Origin of the sequence: Psychrobacillus sp. FSL K6-2843 (genome assembly GCF_038626375.1) — a bacterium.
In the GTDB taxonomy this organism is placed as follows: domain Bacteria; phylum Bacillota; class Bacilli; order Bacillales_A; family Planococcaceae; genus Psychrobacillus; species Psychrobacillus faecigallinarum.
The window spans coordinates 1,202,107-1,221,648 of the sequence record NZ_CP152021.1 but is presented as its reverse complement, the minus strand read 5'-3'; the positions used below and the strand labels follow the sequence as shown (position 1 = coordinate 1,221,648).

The following is a 19,542-nucleotide window of genomic DNA, read 5'->3' as shown; positions in this document are numbered from 1 at the left end:
CCATTCACAATATTTTAAACCTCTTTTTGTAAAAAAAGTTTTTTTATTTTTTCTATTTCTTGCACAAATAATTCTGCCTTATCTTTTTTGACCGTATGGCCACCATATCTTACTTCTTCGTATATAAAAAAGAACTCATCTTTTGCAAGCCATTGCATTCTTTGAAACCATTCCCTCACGGTTTCACTCTTCTCTCTCTCAAAGCCAAAAGAATTAGCCTCTTTTTCAAAACTCAAATATAATTCTCTTAAAAAAGAAGACTCTACTCTATATAAAGTATTTTCAGAAGATGATTCTTCTTGAAGCGGGACAACTAACTCCTCATTTTTATATATAATATCATTACTTGCCTTTTCTGTTGACTGCTCTATTTTTTTACTAATCAAATAAGCAATAACACCAAAAATAGCTAACCCTATCACTCCCAAAACAATCCATTCAAAATTGAATGTATAAGAGGAGGCTTCCTGTGTATTTGGTAGAAGATCTTCCATCATGGCTCCATTTGCTCCAACGTCCTTCTGCTCTTCCTCCGTTGGCTTTTTTGTTATTCCACTTAAAAACTTCTCTAAAACATTTAGAAGAGGCATTAAAGGAATCATTACTACAGCCAATATTCCTTGGAAAACCCAGTTAAATAGCGTCCGGATTGGAGGGGTGAGAAAATACGTAAACAGAGTTAAGAGAAATATACCTATTATTCCTATCATATAAAAAAGTGAGACCTTTAAAAATGATTCATTTTTTTGTTTATGGGATGTTCTCCGTACATTAAATAATCGAGCCCCTGCAAAAAATATGACTCCACCTATAAATACACTATACAAAGGGAGTTTATAATCTTCAATAGCTAATAGATAACATAAGAAATGAACCGAGAGAAATGTTGCAAAAAATACTAATGAATATGGTGAATCACTATTTGGGTCAGATTGTATCAAATTATATCTAGCATGTAAGCTCCAAGCACTTATTAATACACTTATAACATATAACCATATTGGAATACCGAACAATAATAACACAGTTAATAAAACAGGCGGCAGACCTATTGCTACTAAAATATTTGGCCCAGATTTAGAAAAAATGTAATTGGCAACAAACACCGTTATGAACTGTAGAATAATCCATAAAAGAGGCGTGCTAACAATTGCCTCGTTTAATAATATGACAAATATAATTGCGAAAATCCACATATCCTGAAGGTATTTTTCAAATGACACTATTTGAATTTTATGCGTAGGGTTTGAATTATTAATCATAATTTTCTCCCTCGTATTCCAAAAGATAGTTAACACTCGTTTTTTGTTCCCAAGTCCTTAAAATTGGTTGATACTTCTCCATCTGTTGGGACAGGATATATGCAGACATCGGTAACTCCTCATGGGCTTCTATATATCTAATTATATTTTCAAAAGGAACAGTGATATTACTAGTTGATAAAATGGAAAGCCACTCTAACGCTTGTACTCTGTGTGTATCTCCTGAACCTATTGGAATATAAATAAACGGCCTCTTTCCAGATGATCGAATATTGATACCAAAAGCAAATGGGACATTTGCTTTGTAGCAAGCCTCTATATGAGAAGCAAGCCACTCTATCTTTTTTTCAAAATCATGGACCATTCTATACCCATCTGCAAGATTCACCAAAAACAATACAGACACATTAGCAACTTTGGTAAATACTTTTGTTTGAAGTTGCTGGGTTTTAGCACTTGCTTTCCAATGAATATGATTAAATTGATCTCCTGGCTCGTAATCTCTCGTTCCAACAGGAAAGTAGGGATCAATAAACAAAGAAGAATTTAACTCCAACTCCCCTGACTTTATACGTGAAGGATAAAATTCTTCTTTTATTGTATAAATAGCTGGATATACAATTGCATCCATTAATATGTATGGTTCATAATTCAAAATAATTGACCCTTCAGTCAATGGATGCGGAATATTAACTTCAATTCCTTTTATCCTAGAAAGTCCTCTTCGTATACCTACTACAGGAATTTGAACTGTGACTGATTTTTTGTATCCAATTGAAAAAGGAACATTTACTTCATAAAAACCTGAGGCAGAGTTATAATCTGCATCGAATGGAGCAATACAATCCTGAAATGTTAATACGATGGCACCGTTCCAAATTGGTAAACCATTGTTCTGAAAAGACAATTCCAAATAAGCAGTAGTCCCTTTCATTAAACGAATCCTTTTTTTGTCATTTACAAACACTAGTCCATTTCCAACCTTCCGAAAATAATACAACTGGAAAAGTACAAGAAATAACGGAAACGAAATAATAACAAGGAGTAATGTTTGTTTAAAGAAGAAACATGCTACAGCACATATTAATAATATCTCTACATATTTTTTTGTATATTTAAAACTTAAATCTTGCCGTTTCCAAATCATTGAATTTTCGCCTCAACAGGCACTTCTATTTCTCTAATCAATTCACTCATAATTTCTTGTAAATCATGAATGAGCATACCTTGTGAAGAAAGCCTTAATCGATGAAGACAAACTGGATCTATGATGTTCTTAATATCATCAGGAATAACATAATCTCTACCATTTAAAAAGGCGTACGCTTTAGCAGCCTGTAGCATTGCCAAAGAAGCTCGACTACTTAATCCCAGTTCTATGTATGGGTGTTTCCTTGAACTTTGGACTATTTGCACAATATAAGTATATATATCATCATGCACTTTAATATTATTTACTTGCTTTGACCATTCTTCTATTTGTTGCAAAGTTACAACTTGTTTTGTTTTCACTTCTCCAGGTGTTTTACCAAATTGTTTAAGAATATCATTTTCTTCCTTCATAGTTGGATAACCAATGTTAAGCTTAAAAAGAAAACGATCTAACTGAGCAGCTGGTAACGGAAAAGTTCCTTGTTGAGACTCTATTGGATTTTGTGTTGCTAAAACCATAAAAGGATATGGTAGCTTAATAGTTTCTCCATCAATTGAGACTTGCTTTTCTTCCATAGCCTCTAAGAGGCTAGATTGAGTTCTGGGAGTCGCACGATTGATCTCATCTGCAAGTAAAATATTGCTCATCACTGGCCCCACCCGTAATACGAATTCTTGTTGCTTCGGGTGAAAATAACTGATCCCTGTTACATCTGTGGGAAGTACATCTGGTGTAAATTGTATTCTTTTAAACACCCCTTGAATAGCTTCGGCAAATGACTTGGCCATCATTGTTTTACCAGAACCCGGAACACTTTCCAACAATACGTGACCTTGAACTAATAACCCTATTAACATAAAATCAAGTTCTCTTTCTCTACCAATGATTGAACTATTCAACTCTTTTTTTAGTTTGATTAAAGCTGCGTCCATTTCTAATCTCTCCCCAAATACTATTCAAGCTGTTCAGAAGTACTATGCTGCTTTACTTGAGAATGAAATTCATTCAGTAAATGATCAAGTTCTTCACTTAGGCGAATAGTTTCTCTATTAGTTACACCATTTTCTATAGCAGATTGAATCATCTTTTCTCTTGTAGTCTCTAGCCTATTTAAAATAGATTCCATCATGAGAGAACTCCCCTTTTTGCAAAATGTATATTTTCCTCATTTTACTTACAGTTAAACCTTTAGAAATCAGAATATACCGACTATTTTAGGTAGGTTAATGCACGAACACATTAACTTCTAGGATTATTAAGATAAGTATATATTATATTCCCACCTTGCATAGCGTTGCCACTAAAGTGTTTAAAATCCTCTCTTCTAACAAGTACTTCCCTAAAATTTAAAAAATCTTCTTTGGATACTTGAATGCTTTCTATTTCTCCTCGTTTTAACATATCAAGTTGTTCATCTATCGGATGCATAATGTTTCTCCTTTTGTCTAAGAAATGTATAGTTTCAAAACTTTTGATAAAAATACTTTACGTACCTCTTTTTTTAAGGCAAACTGTATTATATTATGTTCTTAAAGGGGATGGGACAATCTATGAAAATCGCTGAAGTCGGCAACATTATTGAGTTTAAAGATGGTCTTCAAGGTATAGTAGAAAAAGTAAATGAAAACTCTGTAATAGTTGATCTAACTTATATGGAGAACTTCAACGAGCTTGAACTAGAAGAAAAAACGGTAATCAATCATAAGCGTTATAAAATATTATATAGTAATGAAGATTAAACGTCATGCCGTTCCTCTTCGTAAGAAGAACGGTTTTTTTCTAAGTAGCAAGCAATTCTTTTTACTATACTGTCATGATTATCAATAAATTTCATTGTTGTGACTATGGTAAGGATGTGCTTTTATGAATAACCGCAAACTCTTTTTAGGATTAATAATATCCTTATTGCTGGCTTTTGTTTTTTGCTGGCTAACTTTTTCAAATGAAAAAGTATTTTGGTACTTTTATTCTTTTACAACTCTATTTTTAACAGCTGGTGCTTTCTATTTTTCAAAAATAGAAGATCAACTGAGAACGTTTAGTTACTTATTTTGGGGTATAGTATATGGTGTAGCAACTTATTTATTATTTGTTTTAGGTTATCAGCTATTAGATTTTCTACCATCTAAAACTACCAAGGAAGTTTCTAACTTTTTAGGAACCTTTGCACCTACTGCTTTGTGGCATTACATTTTATTATTCTTCATCATTATTCCCGGTGAAGAACTATTCTGGAGAGGTTTTATCCAAGTAGCCCTTAAAAATTGGCTTTCCCCTACTAACGCTATAATTATAAGCTCCATCTTGTACGGAGCAGTCTTTATTGCAAGTGGCTTTTACATTGGTGTACTCGCCGCTATTATAATGGGAGTAATTTTTGGCCTACTCTATGAAAAGAAAAAAAGTATGCCACTAAATATTGTAACTCATATTGTGTTACTATTACTTTTATTCCTGGTGCTACCAATAATATGAAACGTTGCAATTAATACCGTTACTTAAAAGGGAGCTGTTCATATGAAGAAAATTTTCTCTATTTTATCTATTTTGTTATTAACATTTCTAATTGTTGCTTGTGGCGCGTCAGATGAAGAAGCAACGCCTAACGATAACAATAGCCCGTCCGAAGATACTACTAGCAATGGGGCTACTGAAAACGAGCAAGAGAAAGATTCTACCGAAGTTTCAGGAACTACTGTAAAAAGTGAAAACCAAGAATACTCTATTACAATATTAGATGGCTACGAACTAACAGCCGAAGAACCTAATAAGGACTTGTTATTCAACAAAGAAAATGATGTTCAATCTATGCGAATCGAAGTCTATAATGCTTCTGAGGTCAATATGGCTGATATAACAAATAATTTAGTAGAAATTTTAAAAGCTTCCACTTCTGAAGGCAAGGTAGATGAGATAACAGAAGCTAACCTTATTCCTTCAGGAAAACTTCTAGAAGATGTCAAAGCTTATGAAGCAGAAGGCACTGAGAACAAAGTATATGGCTACACATTTTTACAAGACGGCTTAGGCGTGAGATTGACGATCTTTGATACGAACGAATCTCCAACTTTAGAGGATTTTGTTAAAATGGCAGAAACAATTAAAATCGATTAAAATAAAAACTTCGGGCCGTGCAAAGGCTCGAAGTTTTTTTTAGGATAAATTTTTAATCGATAAACCTAATTTTTTTAGCAGCTCAATAGCCTCTAATTTTTCCTCTTCTGACAAGGCATTCATTAATTGAATAAGCTGTTGCTCATGTCGGGGGAAAAGTTCGTTCATAAACTCTGTTCCTGCTTCTGTTATTTCCGCATAGGTAACTCGTCGATCCGTATCACTCGACACTCTCTTGATGAAGCCTCTTCCCTCCAGTTTATCCACCACATAAGTAATGGAACCACTAGCAAGCAAAATTTTATTGCCTATCTGTTGTAAAGGTTGTTTTCCTTTATGAAACAAAAGCTCTAAAACTGCAAATTCAGTTGGATTTAGTCCATTCTCTTGAAAAAAATGATTGGTACATTCATGTATTACTTTATGTGCTCGGGAAAGTACTATAAATAATTTTAAAGCACTACTCGCTGAATCATTTGTCATTGTCGTCATCCTCACCTATATTAAAAATTACATTACCAATTATTATATAGGGCAGACTAATAGATTGTCAAAATAGCTCAGCAGGTTCCGTGCAATGGAAGCAGAAAATTAAAGGTTGTACCTATTCCTACATTGCTCTCTACTTCTATTTTCCCTCCATGAGCTTCAATAACTTCATAGGAATGGGAAAGCCCAAGTCCTGTTCCTGCAGATTTAGTAGTAAAAAAAGGCTTGAAAATGTTTTCTATATCCTGTTTTTCTATCCCACTACCCTGATCCACAACTTTAACGCTAATTGTACAATTAGAATATAATGATATTCTAATCTCTATATTACCACTTTTTTCCATAGATTCAATAGCATTTTTAATCGCATTTATAAAAACTTGTTTTAATAAGTTTCTATTCCCAAAAACCTTATTATTGGGATAAATTTCATTAATTATATTAATCTCAATTGCTTTCATAAGAGATTGAGGGGACATGAAGCCAGCTACTTCTGTTATAAGTTGATCTACTTCAAAGTATGTGTATTCATTGTTGCACGGCTTGGATACTTGCAAGAATTCGGTTAATATATCTTCCATTCTGTTAATCTCGTGATCGATGACATCTAAATATCTCTTACCGTCATCCGTAGCTGTTTTGAGTAGTAATTGGGTGAACCCCTTTAAGGAAGTCATGGGATTTCGTATCTCGTGGGCTATACTAGCGGCAAGTTGTCCGAGAGTACTTAGCGATTCGTTATGTTCGAGCCTTTTCTTCATAAACATTTTTTCAGATTCATCATGTATTTCCATAAGAAAGATATTGGAATCACTTTGTTTGGATACAATAGAATGTAGATACTTGTAGTCACCCATATACGTTTGAAGCTCACAAAAGAATTCTGCTTGTCCATTAGTCGATAAATCTTGTAGAAAAGTTTTCTTTATCTCTCCTTTAAGAGATAGCATATTCAAAAGAGCTTTGGAACTCATCTTCAATAATTCGGTGCGGTCCAGCCCCAACACTTTTTCTATATAAGGATTAGCATCTATAATTTTACCTTCTTCACTTATAAATATTAATCCACTCGAAAAGAGTTGAAAAACCTGTTCAAATCTTTGCTTGTATTCGTATTCTGCTAACATTACCTCACCCTGCCTCTCATAAGAATCTGAGAAAACCATTTCAAATTTTTAAATTATTAATTAATTCTGATTATTTCACATTAATTCTAATCTGGAAATGGTTATATTTAACTATATTGTCGACACGAATATTCACTGTTACAATAGTTAAGCAAACCTAAAGGAGTTAAGAAAAAATGAATATAATATTAACTACATTGAACGCAAAGTTCATTCATACTAATTTAGCCTTACGCTGTCTTAAAGCTTACGCTGAGCCTGAATATTCCCCCCTTATTGTCGAATATACTATTAAAGATCCTACTTTTAATATAGTAGCTGATTTGTACCAGAAAAAACCGAGCATTGTAGGCTTTAGCTGCTATATTTGGAATATTGAAGAGACTATAAAAGTGATAAAAATGCTGAAAACAGTTGATCCATCCATAACGATTATCCTAGGTGGCCCTGAAGTCTCATACGATACGAATGTATGGCTTAGACAAGTGAAAGAAATTGATTACATTGTTGTTGGCGAAGGAGAGCAAGCCTTCAAGGAGACGCTGGACTTTCTTTCCGATAAAAAAGATGTAAAAGATGTACCTGGACTAGCATATGTCCAAAACGACAAATTTATTCTAAATCCGCTACCACCAAAATTAGATTTACGAGAGTCTCCCTCGCCTTACCGTTTTGAAGAGGATTTAGCATATCTATCCAAGCGAATTGTCTACATTGAGACTAGTAGAGGGTGCCCTTTTTCATGTCAGTTTTGTCTTTCTTCTATTGAAGTTGGAGTTAGATACTTTAATCGCGAAAAGGTAAAAGAAGATATACGCTATCTAATGCAAAACGGAGCAAAGACGATTAAGTTTGTAGACCGTACATTTAATATTAGCAGAAGCTATGCAATGGAAATGTTCCAGTTTTTAATAGACGAACATTTGCCAGGAGTAGTTTTTCAATTTGAAATAACAGCAGATATTATGAGACCTGAGGTAATTCAATTTTTAAATGATAACGCTCCTGCCGGACTTTTCCGCTTTGAAATAGGAGTCCAATCTACGAATGATTTAACAAATGAGTTAGTAAAACGCAGACAAAATTTTGAGAAACTTAAACGAACTGTCACAATGGTGAAGAGTGGCGGTAAAATTGATCAGCATCTTGATTTAATCGCAGGCCTGCCAGAGGAAGATTATACATCCTTTAGAAGGACGTTTAACGAAGTATTTGAAATGCGACCTGAAGAACTGCAACTTGGATTTTTAAAGCTCCTTAGAGGTACTGGCTTACGAGTTGAAGCAGAGAAATATGGGTACGTATATGTTGACCAAGCTCCTTATGAAATCTTTTCGAATAATGTCTTAAGCTTCAACGACATATTACGCATTAAGCAAGTAGAAGACGTATTAGAAAAATATTGGAATGCACATAGAATGGATCAGACATTAGAATTTCTTTTCGATCATATATTTGAAACACCTTTCGACTTTTTCCAACAATTTGGTACGTTTTGGGAAGACAGAAATTGGTCTAGAATCGGTCATCAGTTAGAGGATCTCTATACACGTCTATTTGATTTCTTAGTAAATCTAGAGGGGATTCCCTTAAATACTGTTAAAAGTGTCATGAAGCTTGATTATTTATCCAAACAAAAATTTCAGCCTCGCAAGCCTTGGTGGGAAAACGATATGAGTAAGGAAGAGCAGTCTGCTATCTACAAGCTCCTTCTAGAGAGTCCGTCTATAGCGGGAGAAGAATTTGCGCAGATGGATTTGACCGAAAGAGAGATTTACAAACAAACATTTATTACACCTATTTCTATAGACATGAATTTGTTTAAACAAGGAGTCATAAAAGAAGAGCAAGGTTTCCTTCTAACAACTTTCCATAAAGGCAATACACCGCATTTTTCTTATATTCAAAAGAACAACAACTTAGCAGATTTTATTCTATAAGTTATTCTCTCAAACGGTTTAATGGATAGAATGGTATCACGTTTAAATGCTGTACTTTCAGTTTATAATGGGCAACCGAGTAGATAAAAGCTATGATATAAAAAATGAGGTTGGTTATGACTAATGTCATAACCAACCTCATTTTAATTTTCCGGTTATACATAAACTCTAGAGCCAGTGAAACAAATGGAATAAAGTTACCCGATAATAACTCTTTCTTTTGGAAAGTGATATTTTGTAATTTTTCTTTTTCCTCCTAATGTAAACAGGAAGGATATCAAGCCAACTCTTCCGATGAACATGAGGATCATAATAACTACTTTACCAAAAGAAGAAAGCTCCTCAGTAACACCTAGCGACATACCACATGTCCCGAAGGCTGAGGTTATCTCAAATAGAAGTGAAGTTACCGGTACATCTGGTTCCGAAATTGACAAAACAATAGTAGCTGCAAATACCATAAGGAATGCTAATACAATTACCGCAAATGCCCTGAAAACATCCAACAGATGAATTTCCCTATTAAATATTTGAATGTTCTCTCTTCCTCTAGAAAAATTAATCAAAAACAAAATAGCTATTGCAAATGTAGTAGTGCGAATACCCCCACCAACAGAACTAGGTGAAGCCCCGATAAACATTAGTGCACTCATTAGTAAATTGGTGCCTTCATTAAATAAAGTCACATCAACTGTTGTGAGGCCTGCAGAACGAGTAGAAACGGAATGAAATAAGGCAGTAAAGAATTTTTCATGCCAAGGCATATCTTTGAATGTGTTAAACATTTCTAGTAAGAATATCATTATCGTACCTAATACTAATAATGCTCCGTAAGTTAGTGTAGTCAGCTTTGTAAATAAAGAAAAACGAAAATTTTTATTTTTATTAGACAAAAATTCCTTGACCTCTATAAGAACAGGAAATCCAATTGCTCCAAATATAATCATCAAACTTGTAATAATTTGTACAAAATAATCATGATGGTAACGTACTAAGGATTCACCTGTTATATCAAATCCGGCATTAGTAGTAGCTGAAACAGAAGTAAACACCCCATGCATTAGGGCAACTTTAAATGTATCGTAGTATTGTGTAAAGTAAATGGTTAATAATATGGAGCCAACTAACTGAATTACCAAAAGAATTTTGACAATCTCCTTTATCAGTAAAACAGCGCCTGACATTTTAGATTGGTTATGATCAACCATGATTAATTGTCTTTCTCTTAATCCGATTCTTCTTCCAGCTAGAAGCCAAATAAAAGTCCCTAATGACATAATTCCTATTCCCCCGAGCTGGAGAATCAAAATAAGCATAATATAACCAAAAGGTGTGTATGTATCTGCAACATTTATAGTTGTCAATCCAGTAACACTAACTGCGCTAACTGCTGTAAACAAACTATCAATAAAATCTACATGTACTCCGGGTCTATGTACTCCAGGTAGGCAGAGTAATATAACCGAAACTGCAATTGCTATAAAATAATACGACACAATAATCTGGGCTGGTGTCATTTTGAACCTTGCTTTAAAAGTATTATTTATCATCTTAGATGTTCCTTTCAACAAGAAGCCTATTTCATCATTGTAAAAAAAAAAAGCATAAAAAGATAGCTTTAACTAAACTATCTTTTCATGCTTTTAACTTCTTAAACATCCAAGTGCTTCAATACAATATATCTACACTACTTTTTATTATATATTAAGCTGTCTTTTTATTTTTAGCTACACCTAGTAAATAACCACCTATAGCAATTACCAGTAATACTACCCAGAATGTCAATTTCCAGCCAGTTGAATGTGGAAAATGCTCATCTAGAATTCCTACATTAGGATGAGACAATGTCAGTACGGTCAATTTAACCCCTACCCAACCTACAATTAAAAATGCTGCAGTTTCGAGTGTTGGATATTTTTCGAGTAATTGAACAAATTTATGAGCAGCAAAACGCATAATAATTAATCCAATGATACCACCAATGAACATAACTGCAAATTGTCCTCCATTGATGCCACCAATCTCAAATTCTCCCCAATATGGTAAGGTCACTGCAATAGCTACAGCAGCAAGCATAGAGTCAATAGCAAAAGCGATATCCGCAAGCTCTACTTTTAATACAGTCATCCAGAAACCTGAACCTTTTGCGCCTTCTTCAAGATTGTCCGTTTCAATATGCGGTCCTGGATTTTTCCGTTGATCGTAAATATGTTTAATAGATATGAACAATAGATAAGCAGCACCTATTGCCTGTACCTGCCAAATATTAACCAAGAAAGTGATCATAAATAAAGCGAGAAATCTAAATACGAACGCTCCTAGCAAACCATAAAACAATGCCTTTTTTTGTTGTGCTTTCGGTAAATGCTTAACCATTACCGCCATAACTACTGCATTGTCAGCTGCTAGTAGTCCCTCTAGTCCTACTAGAACTAGTAAAACCCACCCGTACTCCAATAAAATTCCGTAATCCATTAAATATCCTCCTTTTTTTTTGCAAATAAAAAGACCCCTGCCTAAAAAGGCAAAGGTCTTGCTAAGCAAATTTTAAATAATTGCTATCATAACCGATGGCTAAGCCATGTAATGACGACTATGAAATAGGTTTCCCTATAGCTACTCCCCTTTGACAAATGTCAAAAGTCTATTTAGTTATATAAACTATAATAACACATTTTCCAAATTAGTAAAGAAAAATTACTTAATATGGATATGATAATTTGAATCATCTTTATGTTTATTATAAAAACAAATCATAGCGGGAACCGATTCAATAAAATCTGGACAAGTAATATTACCCTTTGATAAAACTTTTTCAGCATTTGTTGTATCAAAAGAAGAATTCCATGTAAGATAGTCTAATGTTTCTTTTTCTACTTGAAGAAATTTTCTTATTGGTAAAATAGACACTGATACCTTTGCTAGTCCTAGTGGTAATCTCCCCTTTGGATATTTTCCAGTAAGTTCTTTTACAAAAGCTCTATATACCTCTTCCACCGGGTAAGGTTTAGGGTCTGTTAAATGTATAGTCAATCCTTCTGCTTCTTTATCAAAGCAACTATATATGGACGCTTTTGTTATGTAATCTGATGGAACTACATTAATAAAAGATGATGATTTTCCCATATAAGGTAAAAATGGAAGACCTTTTAGCTTATTAATCATGTTGATAAAGAAATAAGGTCCATCAAATTTAATCGTTTCTCCTGTTTTAGAATGGCCTCTCACTATTCCCGGTCTAATAATAGTAAGTGGAATTTGTTTTTTTAGTTTATCAACTAATACTTCTGCCTCGTATTTTGTTTCCTCGTAATGGTTTTTAAAATCATTAGGCTTAACGAGCTCTGTCTCTAATAGCTTGCCTTCTCTTCTTCCAGCCACGTATGCAGTACTAAAATACATATACCTTTTTAATTTTGGTAACTGAAGGACCAATTCATTAAACAGCTTCGTCCCTTGAACATTAACTTTCCATGCGATATCTTTAGGAACAGCTAAATCATAAATAGCAGCTAAATGCCAAACATAATCGATTTTATGCTTTAATTCTTCTAATATATGCCCATCTAACCCTGCATTAGGTAGTGTAATATCTCCTTCAATAACCACAATTCGTTGATCGTCCAAACCATCCGCGTATATTTCTGCTATTACTTCCTCTGCTTTTTTTAGTTGAGATGGTAGAACTAGCACATAAATAGTTGTATAAGCCTTTTGTTGCCTTAATTCTATTATGATATTTTTAGATAAAAATCCTGGAAATCCGGTCATTAGTGCATTTTTCATACTAGTAATCAGCCCCTTTTATAAAATTATACTGAAAAAGGGTCTTCAACAGAAGACCCTTCCTTATATTTTTCTGAATGTTATGATGATTTTATTTTTCTTGTTTCTTTATCAAATAAACTATAAATTACTGGTACTACATACAAGGTTAAGAAGGTAGAACTGATTAATCCCCCAATTACAGTTAAAGCCATAGGCTGATTAATCTCCGTCCCTTCACCAATCCCAAGCGCTAAAGGAATTAATCCCAAAATGGTAGTTAAAGCAGTCATCAATATTGGACGTACTCTATCTTTAACAGAGGTCGTGATTGCCTCATAAGAAGAATAGCCCTCTGCTTTACGTTGGTTAATATAATCCACAAGGACTATACCGTTATTTACTACAATTCCGACTAGTATAAGGATCCCGATAACTGCTGAAATGCTAATTGGTGTACTAGTAAAAAATAATGCAATAGCGATTCCGATAAGACTTAAAGGAACTGTAAACATAATAACCAAAGGATATTTAAAGGATTCAAATTGAGCTGCCATTACAATGTAAACAAGAACAACTGCTAATAATACCGCCAAAATCATATCACTTTTCGCGTTATCTAATAGCTCGCGGTCCCCACCGAATTTGACATTTATTTTATCTCCAAAATTTTGATTTTCAATTACTTGGTCAATTTGATCGGACATATCTCCTAGTGTGTTTTCTGACTCATATTTTATAGAAAATGCCACAGCATTTGCTTGGTTTAAACTACGAATCGCCACTGGACCTTCTGACACTTCTATATTGGCCACTTCTTCTAAATTTACAAATTGACCAGCTGGAGTACGTAATTTTAAATTTTTAAGCTTTTCAATACTCTCCCGATCTGACTCATTATACTTTACATACACTCCATATACTTCATCTTCTTCTGAAATAATCTGGGAAGCTAAAACTCCTCTTGTCACATTATTAACCATCTGAGCAATTTGAGCTGGAGCTAAGCCTAATTCGTTAGCTGCGTCACGTTTAACCGTCATTTGTACTTCTTCTACAGTAGAAATTAAATCATTATTAACTTTTGTAACTCCTTCTAATTTCTCTAGGTCACTTTGGAGTTCCTCCACTGCCTGATAAAGCTCCTGTTTATCGGAGGAAGATACATTAAAGGAAACAACATTTGGCGAAGAGCCCGAAGCAGTTTGGACGTTAAAATTAATATCTGCTTTTCCATTAACAGCTTTTACGATTGTAGGCTGTACTTGATCTACAAATTCAAAAGTGGATTGATCTCTTTCACTCAATGGCTTAAGCTTCACGGATATCTCAGCCATATTAGATCGAGATGTTCCTCTCGACATACCTTCTTGACTACCGCCAACAAAGCTTACATACACATCTACTTCTTCCTGCTCTTTTAGTATATCTTCAATTTTATTTACTATTTCGTCTGTCGCAGTAAATGATGAGCCATTTTCAAGCTTTACTGAGATAGAAACAAACCCTTCATCTGTAGGAGGTAAAAATTCTGTTCCAACTCGGAATACCCCTAGTACAGAAAGAACTAGCAATACTACTGTAAGGGAGAGAACAATTGCCCGATGTTGCAATGACCATTTGATAGACTTATCTAAATTATTGTATGCCTTTGACCTTCTTCTTCTCGCCTCAATGTTACCTTTTGGCTTCTTAAGCATTCGGCTTGCCATCATAGGAATAACGGTTATTGCAACCACAAGGGAAGCAAACAAACTAAAGGATATAGTTAAAGCAAATTCTGTGAAAATTTGTCCTATAAGACCAGAGAGAAAAATGACTGGCAAGAAAACAGCTACCGTTGTTAGAGTCGAAGCGGTAATAGCTCCAAGCACCTCTTTTGTTCCAGTAATTGCGGCAGCCTTTGGATCCTTTCCTAATCCCAAATGTCTTTCTATATTTTCAATAACTACAATCGAATTATCTACTAGCATCCCTATTCCTAATGCCAGTGCACCAAGCGTCATAATGTTCAAGGAGAAGCCGGCAAAATACATTAATACAAATGTCACAATGACCGAATAGGGAATAGCTACCCCAATAATAATAGGACTTCTAACTCCTCTAAGGAATACAAATAACACTAGCATTGCCAGTAATCCGCCAGTTATTAAAGTGGAACCAATATTGTTTATAGCAATTTTGACGTAATCTCCTTGGTCAAAGAGAATATCTGCGGTTACACCCTTGTACTCATCTTTTTCTAATTGCTTGTCCAATGCTTCTTGAAAAGCTGTTGAAACCTTCGCAGTATTGGCACTAGACTCTTGGAGCACTGATAAAAGTACAGCAGGATTTTCGTTTGCTCTTGTTTCGGTATTAGTTTCCTGCTCCGCTAACTGAACGGTTGCTACATCTGCAATCGTCACCTTGGATCCATCTAACGGATTTACCGTAACAACCAGGTTTTGAATATCCTCCACAGATGTGAGAGTGCTGATGATGCGAGTTGTCAGCGACATATTTTCTTCTGTCTCTACGGGGTTTCCAGGTAAAGAGATATTATTCGCCTGAATAAGCTGCACAATATCACTCTGTGTAAGACCTTTGCTTTGGAGGTTCTCTTGGTTTAATAGTATTTGAACCTCTTCCACTAAAGTTCCAGAAATATTTACACTTGCTACCCCTTCCGTGCCAACTAATTCTTTTTCTAGCTCTTCCGCTATTAATCGAATATCTTGTTCTCCCGTTGCTCTAAGAGATAGCTGAATAACTGGAAATTGAGCAGGATCAAATTTTAAAAATCTAGGCTTCTCTGCTCCATTGGGTACCGGCACCATATCAATACGCTGCATGATATCTAGTTGAACATCGTCCATATCCATAGACCAGTCAAATTCTAATAAGATGAAATTGGCCCCCTCTTGGGAGGTACTGTTAATGGACTTAATTCCTTGAAGCGTACTTAGGGAAGTTTCCAATGGTTTCGTTATTTTTTCATCCACTTCCACAGGACTTGCACCAGGGTAATTTGTTACAACAACAGCTATAGGAGGGTTAAGCTCGGGGATTAATGTGATTGGTATTTTGAAAAACGATACCCCGCCTAAAATAATTACTAAAAACATAATAACAGTAGTAAATACGGGTCTTTTTATGGAGAAATCACTTATTTTCATATATAGGGGACCACCTTCTTTTTAGCTATTTCTATCATATGCTCTAGAAAGCAAGAGTTCAAATTTTATTATTATCTATCGCATTAATTAACTTACTTTTTTTGTATTTTATAGATAAGAATCACAAACGACGCCTAAACGACGGAGATAATGGCTTATCGATCAGAGCGAAATATTCAGCCATATCTATTTTATATTTAAGTAATATGACTTGATGTTGAGTTAGTTGAAACACACACAACTCTCCCATTTTTCTTAACTTATAATTGGAGCGACAGGCGGCGACTCCTGTGGGATGAGGGAGACAGATAAGACCTTACAAACGGCGCGTCAGCGACGGTAAGGGCTTATCGCTCACCCCGCGGAAAGTGACCGCCGAAAGCGGAAATCAGCATCTCTAAGCTATATTTAAGTAATAAGTATTTAGATGTTGAGTTAGTTGAAACACACACAACTCTCCCATTTTTCTTAACTTATAATTGGAGCGACAGGCGGCGACTCCAGTGAGATGAGGGAGACAGATAAGACCTTACAAACGGCGCGTCAGCGACGGTAAGGGCATATCGCTCACCCCACGGAAAGCGACCGCCGAAAGCGGAAATCAGCCATCTCCCAATCAAACTTCCATACTTTTAAAGAATAGATTCATATACTTTATAACCTTCAACTCTAAAAAAGCGAGAAAGTGAACGATTTGTCATTCACTTCCTCGCATATATAGGAATTTTATTATAGTAAGTTATACAATTTGATATGCTCATATTTGTCCTGGAACCAACGAGTCGCAAACTCATTTTCAAACAGGAACACGTAATGATCATAGCGATCTTTCACAAGCATACTTCTTGGACCTGTCATGGATTCTTTTACTTCTTCCTCATTTTCAATCCATCGAGCTACCTTCGAGCCAATTGGTTCCATGCGTACATCCACATTATACTCGTTCTTCATACGATGCTCGAATACCTCAAATTGCAACTGTCCAACCGCTCCAAGAATTACTTCTTCAGTATGAAGTGTTTTGTAGTACTGAATAGCTCCTTCTTGTACAAGCTGTAAGATCCCTTTATGGAAATGCTTAGACTTCAGTACGTTTTTTGCAGTAACCTTAACGAACATTTCAGGAGTGAATTGAGGAAGCTTTTCATAATTGAATGCCTTCTTCCCTCCAACTACCGTATCTCCAATTTGATAATTTCCTACATCATAAAGACCGATAATATCGCCCGCCACTGCTGTTTCAACAGTTTCGCGGTCATCCGCTAAAAATTGAGTGGATTGAGTTACTTTAAATGTTTTACCAGTACGAGCTAAAGTAACGGTCATACCACGTTCGAATTTTCCGGAAACGATACGCACGAAAGCAATTCTATCCCGGTGAGCAGGATTCATATTCGCTTGAATTTTGAATATAAAACCAGAGAAATCTTCGTTAAGAGGATTTACTTCCTCTTCCACATCTGTCATTCGAGGTTGCGGAGTTGGGGCAAACTGAAGATAAGTTTCTAAGAAGGTTTGCACACCAAAATTTGTTAATGCACTACCAAAAAATACAGGTGTTAAATCTCCAGAAAGTACTTTATCCTTATCAAAATCATTTCCAGCCTCATTTAACAGCATAATATCTTCGATAGCTTGAGTATAATACGATGTTTCTTTCATAGAATGGTCTACTGCAAGTTCTCCCTCTTCGTCTAGCGGAAGGAATCTTTCAGCTTCATCGGTGCGGAATTGTTCAATACGACGATTAAAGCGGTCGTATATACCTAAGAACTCTTTACCCATACCAATAGGCCAATTCATCGCATAAGATTGAATTCCAAGTACCTCTTCTAGCTCTTCCATCAATTCTAAAGGTTCTTTCCCTTGACGATCAAGCTTGTTTATAAATGTGAAGATAGGAATACCGCGCATACGACAAACCTTAAATAGTTTTAAAGTTTGCGCCTCTATCCCTTTGGCAGCATCCACAATCATTACTGCACTGTCCACGGCCATTAACGTGCGATACGTGTCTTCACTGAAATCCTGATGTCCTGGTGTATCTAGTATATTTATACGACAATCATTAAAGTCAAATTGCATAACAGATGATGTTACAGAAATCCCACGTTGTTTTTCAATTTCCATCCAGTCTGATGTTGCAAATTTCCCTGTCTTCTTCCCTTTTACTGTACCTGCATCACGAATTGCTCCTCCAAAATATAGCAGCTTCTCCGTTATAGTTGTTTTACCAGCATCGGGGTGGGAAATGATTGCAAAGGTTCTTCTTTTTAATATTTCTTCTTGTAATTTATTGTCCATATTTGTATATCTCCTTCTTATTCACTTTTTTATCATATGGATTTAACGCCAAAAATACAAGTAAAAAAAGAACTAGCAAACAATTTTACAAATTTCTCGTAAAAATGTCTACTAGTATCCATTACAATATTTCAGAATTAATATAAGAATATAGAAGTTTAGCGGTATTTTCTAATGAATCTACATGAGTTCGCTCATAAGCATGGGATGCTTCAATCCCTGGACCGAACAGTGCATGTTTGACATCAAAACCAGCTCTTATCGCTGCTGAAGCATCCGAGCCGTAATATGGATAGATGTCTAATTTGTAATCGATTCCCTCTTTTTTAGCTAGCTCTACAAGATTTCGCGTTAGTTCATAATGGTATGGACCAGAAGAATCCTTCGCACAAATTGAGACTGTATACTCATCAGAAGCCTGTCCGTCACCAATAGCTCCCATATCTACAGCAATGTATTCTACTGTCTGTTCTGGAATACTAGAATTTCCCCCAAAACCAATTTCTTCATTATTAGAAATATAAAAGTGGGTAGTATAAGGAAGAGTCCAACTGTTTTCCTTAATAGCTTTCATTAATTGAAGTAAAAGGGCTGTACTTGCTTTGTCGTCTAAATGACGAGACTTGATAAAGCAAGTGTCCGTTTGCTCAAATCTAGGATCGAATGATACAAAATCCCCTACTTCTATTCCTAGCTTTCTTGTTTGGTCTGCATTTGTAACTTTTTCATCTATTCTTACCTCGATATTTTGCTCATCTCTAGCTAATGCAGTTGCGTTTTTGTATACATGGACCGTTGTTTGGTGCATAAGAATGGTTCCTCGTATTTTTTTACCTTCTGCTGTGTGAATAGTACAATATTCACCTTCTACTGCGTTCCAGTTAAAGCCACCCACCATAGAAAGCTTCAATCGTCCAGAAGACTTAACTTCCTTAACCATTGCTCCTAAAGTATCTGTGTGAGCCGTCAATAAACGATGTTTTGTGTCATTATCTCCTTTGATTGTGGCGATTAATGCACCCTTGTTTGTACGTTTATAGTCAACATTAATTTCCTTTAAAAATTGCTCCATAAAATCCATGATTTCTTTTGTGTAACCAGAGGGACTTGGAATTTCTACTAATTGCTTTAATAAAGAAACTGTCTCTTGCTGTTGAAATGTAAATGACATCGTTATTCCTCCTTTAATCTTACTTAATTTTATCAAAATCTTGTATTTTCAGATACCTA

At 35.1% G+C, this 19,542-nt stretch carries 17 protein-coding genes; 4 read left to right on the top strand and 13 right to left on the bottom strand.

The window, feature by feature from the left end; translation table 11 throughout:
* Window positions 1-14: 14 nt before the first annotated feature.
* From MKY94_RS05950 to MKY94_RS05930, 5 genes are all read right to left on the bottom strand, one after another.
* On the bottom strand, window positions 15-1,262 hold the full coding sequence (locus tag MKY94_RS05950; RefSeq protein WP_342578231.1) for a DUF4129 domain-containing protein: 1,248 nt from the start codon (window positions 1,260-1,262) through the stop codon (window positions 15-17).
* On the bottom strand, window positions 1,255-2,409 hold the full coding sequence (locus tag MKY94_RS05945; protein ID WP_342578230.1) for a DUF58 domain-containing protein: 1,155 nt from the start codon (window positions 2,407-2,409) through the stop codon (window positions 1,255-1,257). Before MKY94_RS05945 ends, MKY94_RS05950 begins: the two co-directional genes overlap by 8 nt.
* On the bottom strand, window positions 2,406-3,347 hold the full coding sequence (locus tag MKY94_RS05940) for a MoxR family ATPase (RefSeq protein WP_144537808.1): 942 nt from the start codon (window positions 3,345-3,347) through the stop codon (window positions 2,406-2,408). Before MKY94_RS05940 ends, MKY94_RS05945 begins: the two co-directional genes overlap by 4 nt.
* A 20-nt stretch (window positions 3,348-3,367) precedes the next feature.
* On the bottom strand, window positions 3,368-3,544 hold the full coding sequence (locus MKY94_RS05935) for an aspartyl-phosphate phosphatase Spo0E family protein (protein ID WP_144537806.1): 177 nt from the start codon (window positions 3,542-3,544) through the stop codon (window positions 3,368-3,370).
* Window positions 3,545-3,654: 110 nt separating this feature from the next.
* A complete protein-coding gene (locus MKY94_RS05930) occupies window positions 3,655-3,843 on the bottom strand; it encodes a hypothetical protein (RefSeq protein ID WP_144537804.1) in 189 nt (62 codons plus the stop codon).
* Window positions 3,844-3,965: 122 nt separating this feature from the next.
* On the opposite strand from MKY94_RS05930, the gene MKY94_RS05925 reads away from it, so the two are divergent.
* The 3 genes from MKY94_RS05925 to MKY94_RS05915 all read left to right on the top strand — a co-directional run bounded on the left by MKY94_RS05925 (window position 3,966) and on the right by MKY94_RS05915 (window position 5,529).
* Window positions 3,966-4,154, top strand: coding sequence for a DUF2187 family protein (locus MKY94_RS05925; protein WP_144537802.1), 189 nt, complete (start codon window positions 3,966-3,968; stop codon window positions 4,152-4,154).
* Window positions 4,155-4,278: 124 nt separating this feature from the next.
* Window positions 4,279-4,890, top strand: a complete 612-nt coding sequence (locus MKY94_RS05920; RefSeq protein WP_144537800.1) for a type II CAAX endopeptidase family protein — start codon at window positions 4,279-4,281, stop codon at window positions 4,888-4,890.
* A 42-nt stretch (window positions 4,891-4,932) separates the two neighbouring features.
* Window positions 4,933-5,529, top strand: coding sequence for a hypothetical protein (locus tag MKY94_RS05915; protein ID WP_342578227.1), 597 nt, complete (start codon window positions 4,933-4,935; stop codon window positions 5,527-5,529).
* Window positions 5,530-5,568: 39 nt separating this feature from the next.
* Here MKY94_RS05915 and MKY94_RS05910 read toward each other — a convergent pair whose 3' ends face one another.
* Both MKY94_RS05910 and MKY94_RS05905 read right to left on the bottom strand, forming a co-directional pair.
* Window positions 5,569-6,012 carry a MarR family transcriptional regulator gene (locus MKY94_RS05910; protein ID WP_144537796.1) on the bottom strand — a complete coding sequence of 148 codons (444 nt, stop codon included), beginning with the start codon at window positions 6,010-6,012 and terminating at the stop codon, window positions 5,569-5,571.
* A 77-nt stretch (window positions 6,013-6,089) separates the two neighbouring features.
* On the bottom strand, window positions 6,090-7,145 hold the full coding sequence (locus MKY94_RS05905; RefSeq protein WP_342578223.1) for an ATP-binding protein: 1,056 nt from the start codon (window positions 7,143-7,145) through the stop codon (window positions 6,090-6,092).
* Between the two features lie 176 nt (window positions 7,146-7,321).
* Here MKY94_RS05905 and MKY94_RS05900 point away from each other — a divergent pair, with 176 nt between their 5' ends.
* Window positions 7,322-9,085, top strand: coding sequence for a B12-binding domain-containing radical SAM protein (locus MKY94_RS05900; protein WP_342578221.1), 1,764 nt, complete (start codon window positions 7,322-7,324; stop codon window positions 9,083-9,085).
* Between the two features lie 197 nt (window positions 9,086-9,282).
* Here the strand turns inward: MKY94_RS05900 and MKY94_RS05895 are convergent, their stop codons facing one another.
* From MKY94_RS05895 to MKY94_RS05870, 6 genes are all read right to left on the bottom strand, one after another.
* A complete protein-coding gene (locus MKY94_RS05895; protein ID WP_151110747.1) occupies window positions 9,283-10,635 on the bottom strand; it encodes a TrkH family potassium uptake protein in 1,353 nt (450 codons plus the stop codon).
* A gap of 154 nt (window positions 10,636-10,789) precedes the next feature.
* The gene (locus MKY94_RS05890; protein WP_144537790.1) at window positions 10,790-11,560 is read right to left on the bottom strand and encodes a TerC family protein; all 771 of its coding nucleotides are present in this window, start codon (window positions 11,558-11,560) and stop codon (window positions 10,790-10,792) included.
* A gap of 222 nt (window positions 11,561-11,782) precedes the next feature.
* On the bottom strand, window positions 11,783-12,871 hold the full coding sequence (locus MKY94_RS05885) for an SDR family oxidoreductase (protein ID WP_154311237.1): 1,089 nt from the start codon (window positions 12,869-12,871) through the stop codon (window positions 11,783-11,785).
* An 80-nt stretch (window positions 12,872-12,951) separates the two neighbouring features.
* Entirely contained in the window at window positions 12,952-16,008 is a 3,057-nt protein-coding gene (locus tag MKY94_RS05880) for an efflux RND transporter permease subunit (RefSeq protein ID WP_342578220.1), read from the bottom strand.
* A 729-nt stretch (window positions 16,009-16,737) separates the two neighbouring features.
* The gene (locus MKY94_RS05875; RefSeq protein WP_144537784.1) at window positions 16,738-18,312 is read right to left on the bottom strand and encodes a peptide chain release factor 3; all 1,575 of its coding nucleotides are present in this window, start codon (window positions 18,310-18,312) and stop codon (window positions 16,738-16,740) included.
* A 121-nt stretch (window positions 18,313-18,433) separates the two neighbouring features.
* Complete coding sequence (locus tag MKY94_RS05870; RefSeq protein WP_342578219.1) at window positions 18,434-19,483, bottom strand: M42 family metallopeptidase; 1,050 nt, start codon at window positions 19,481-19,483, stop codon at window positions 18,434-18,436.
* Window positions 19,484-19,542: the final 59 nt, after the last annotated feature.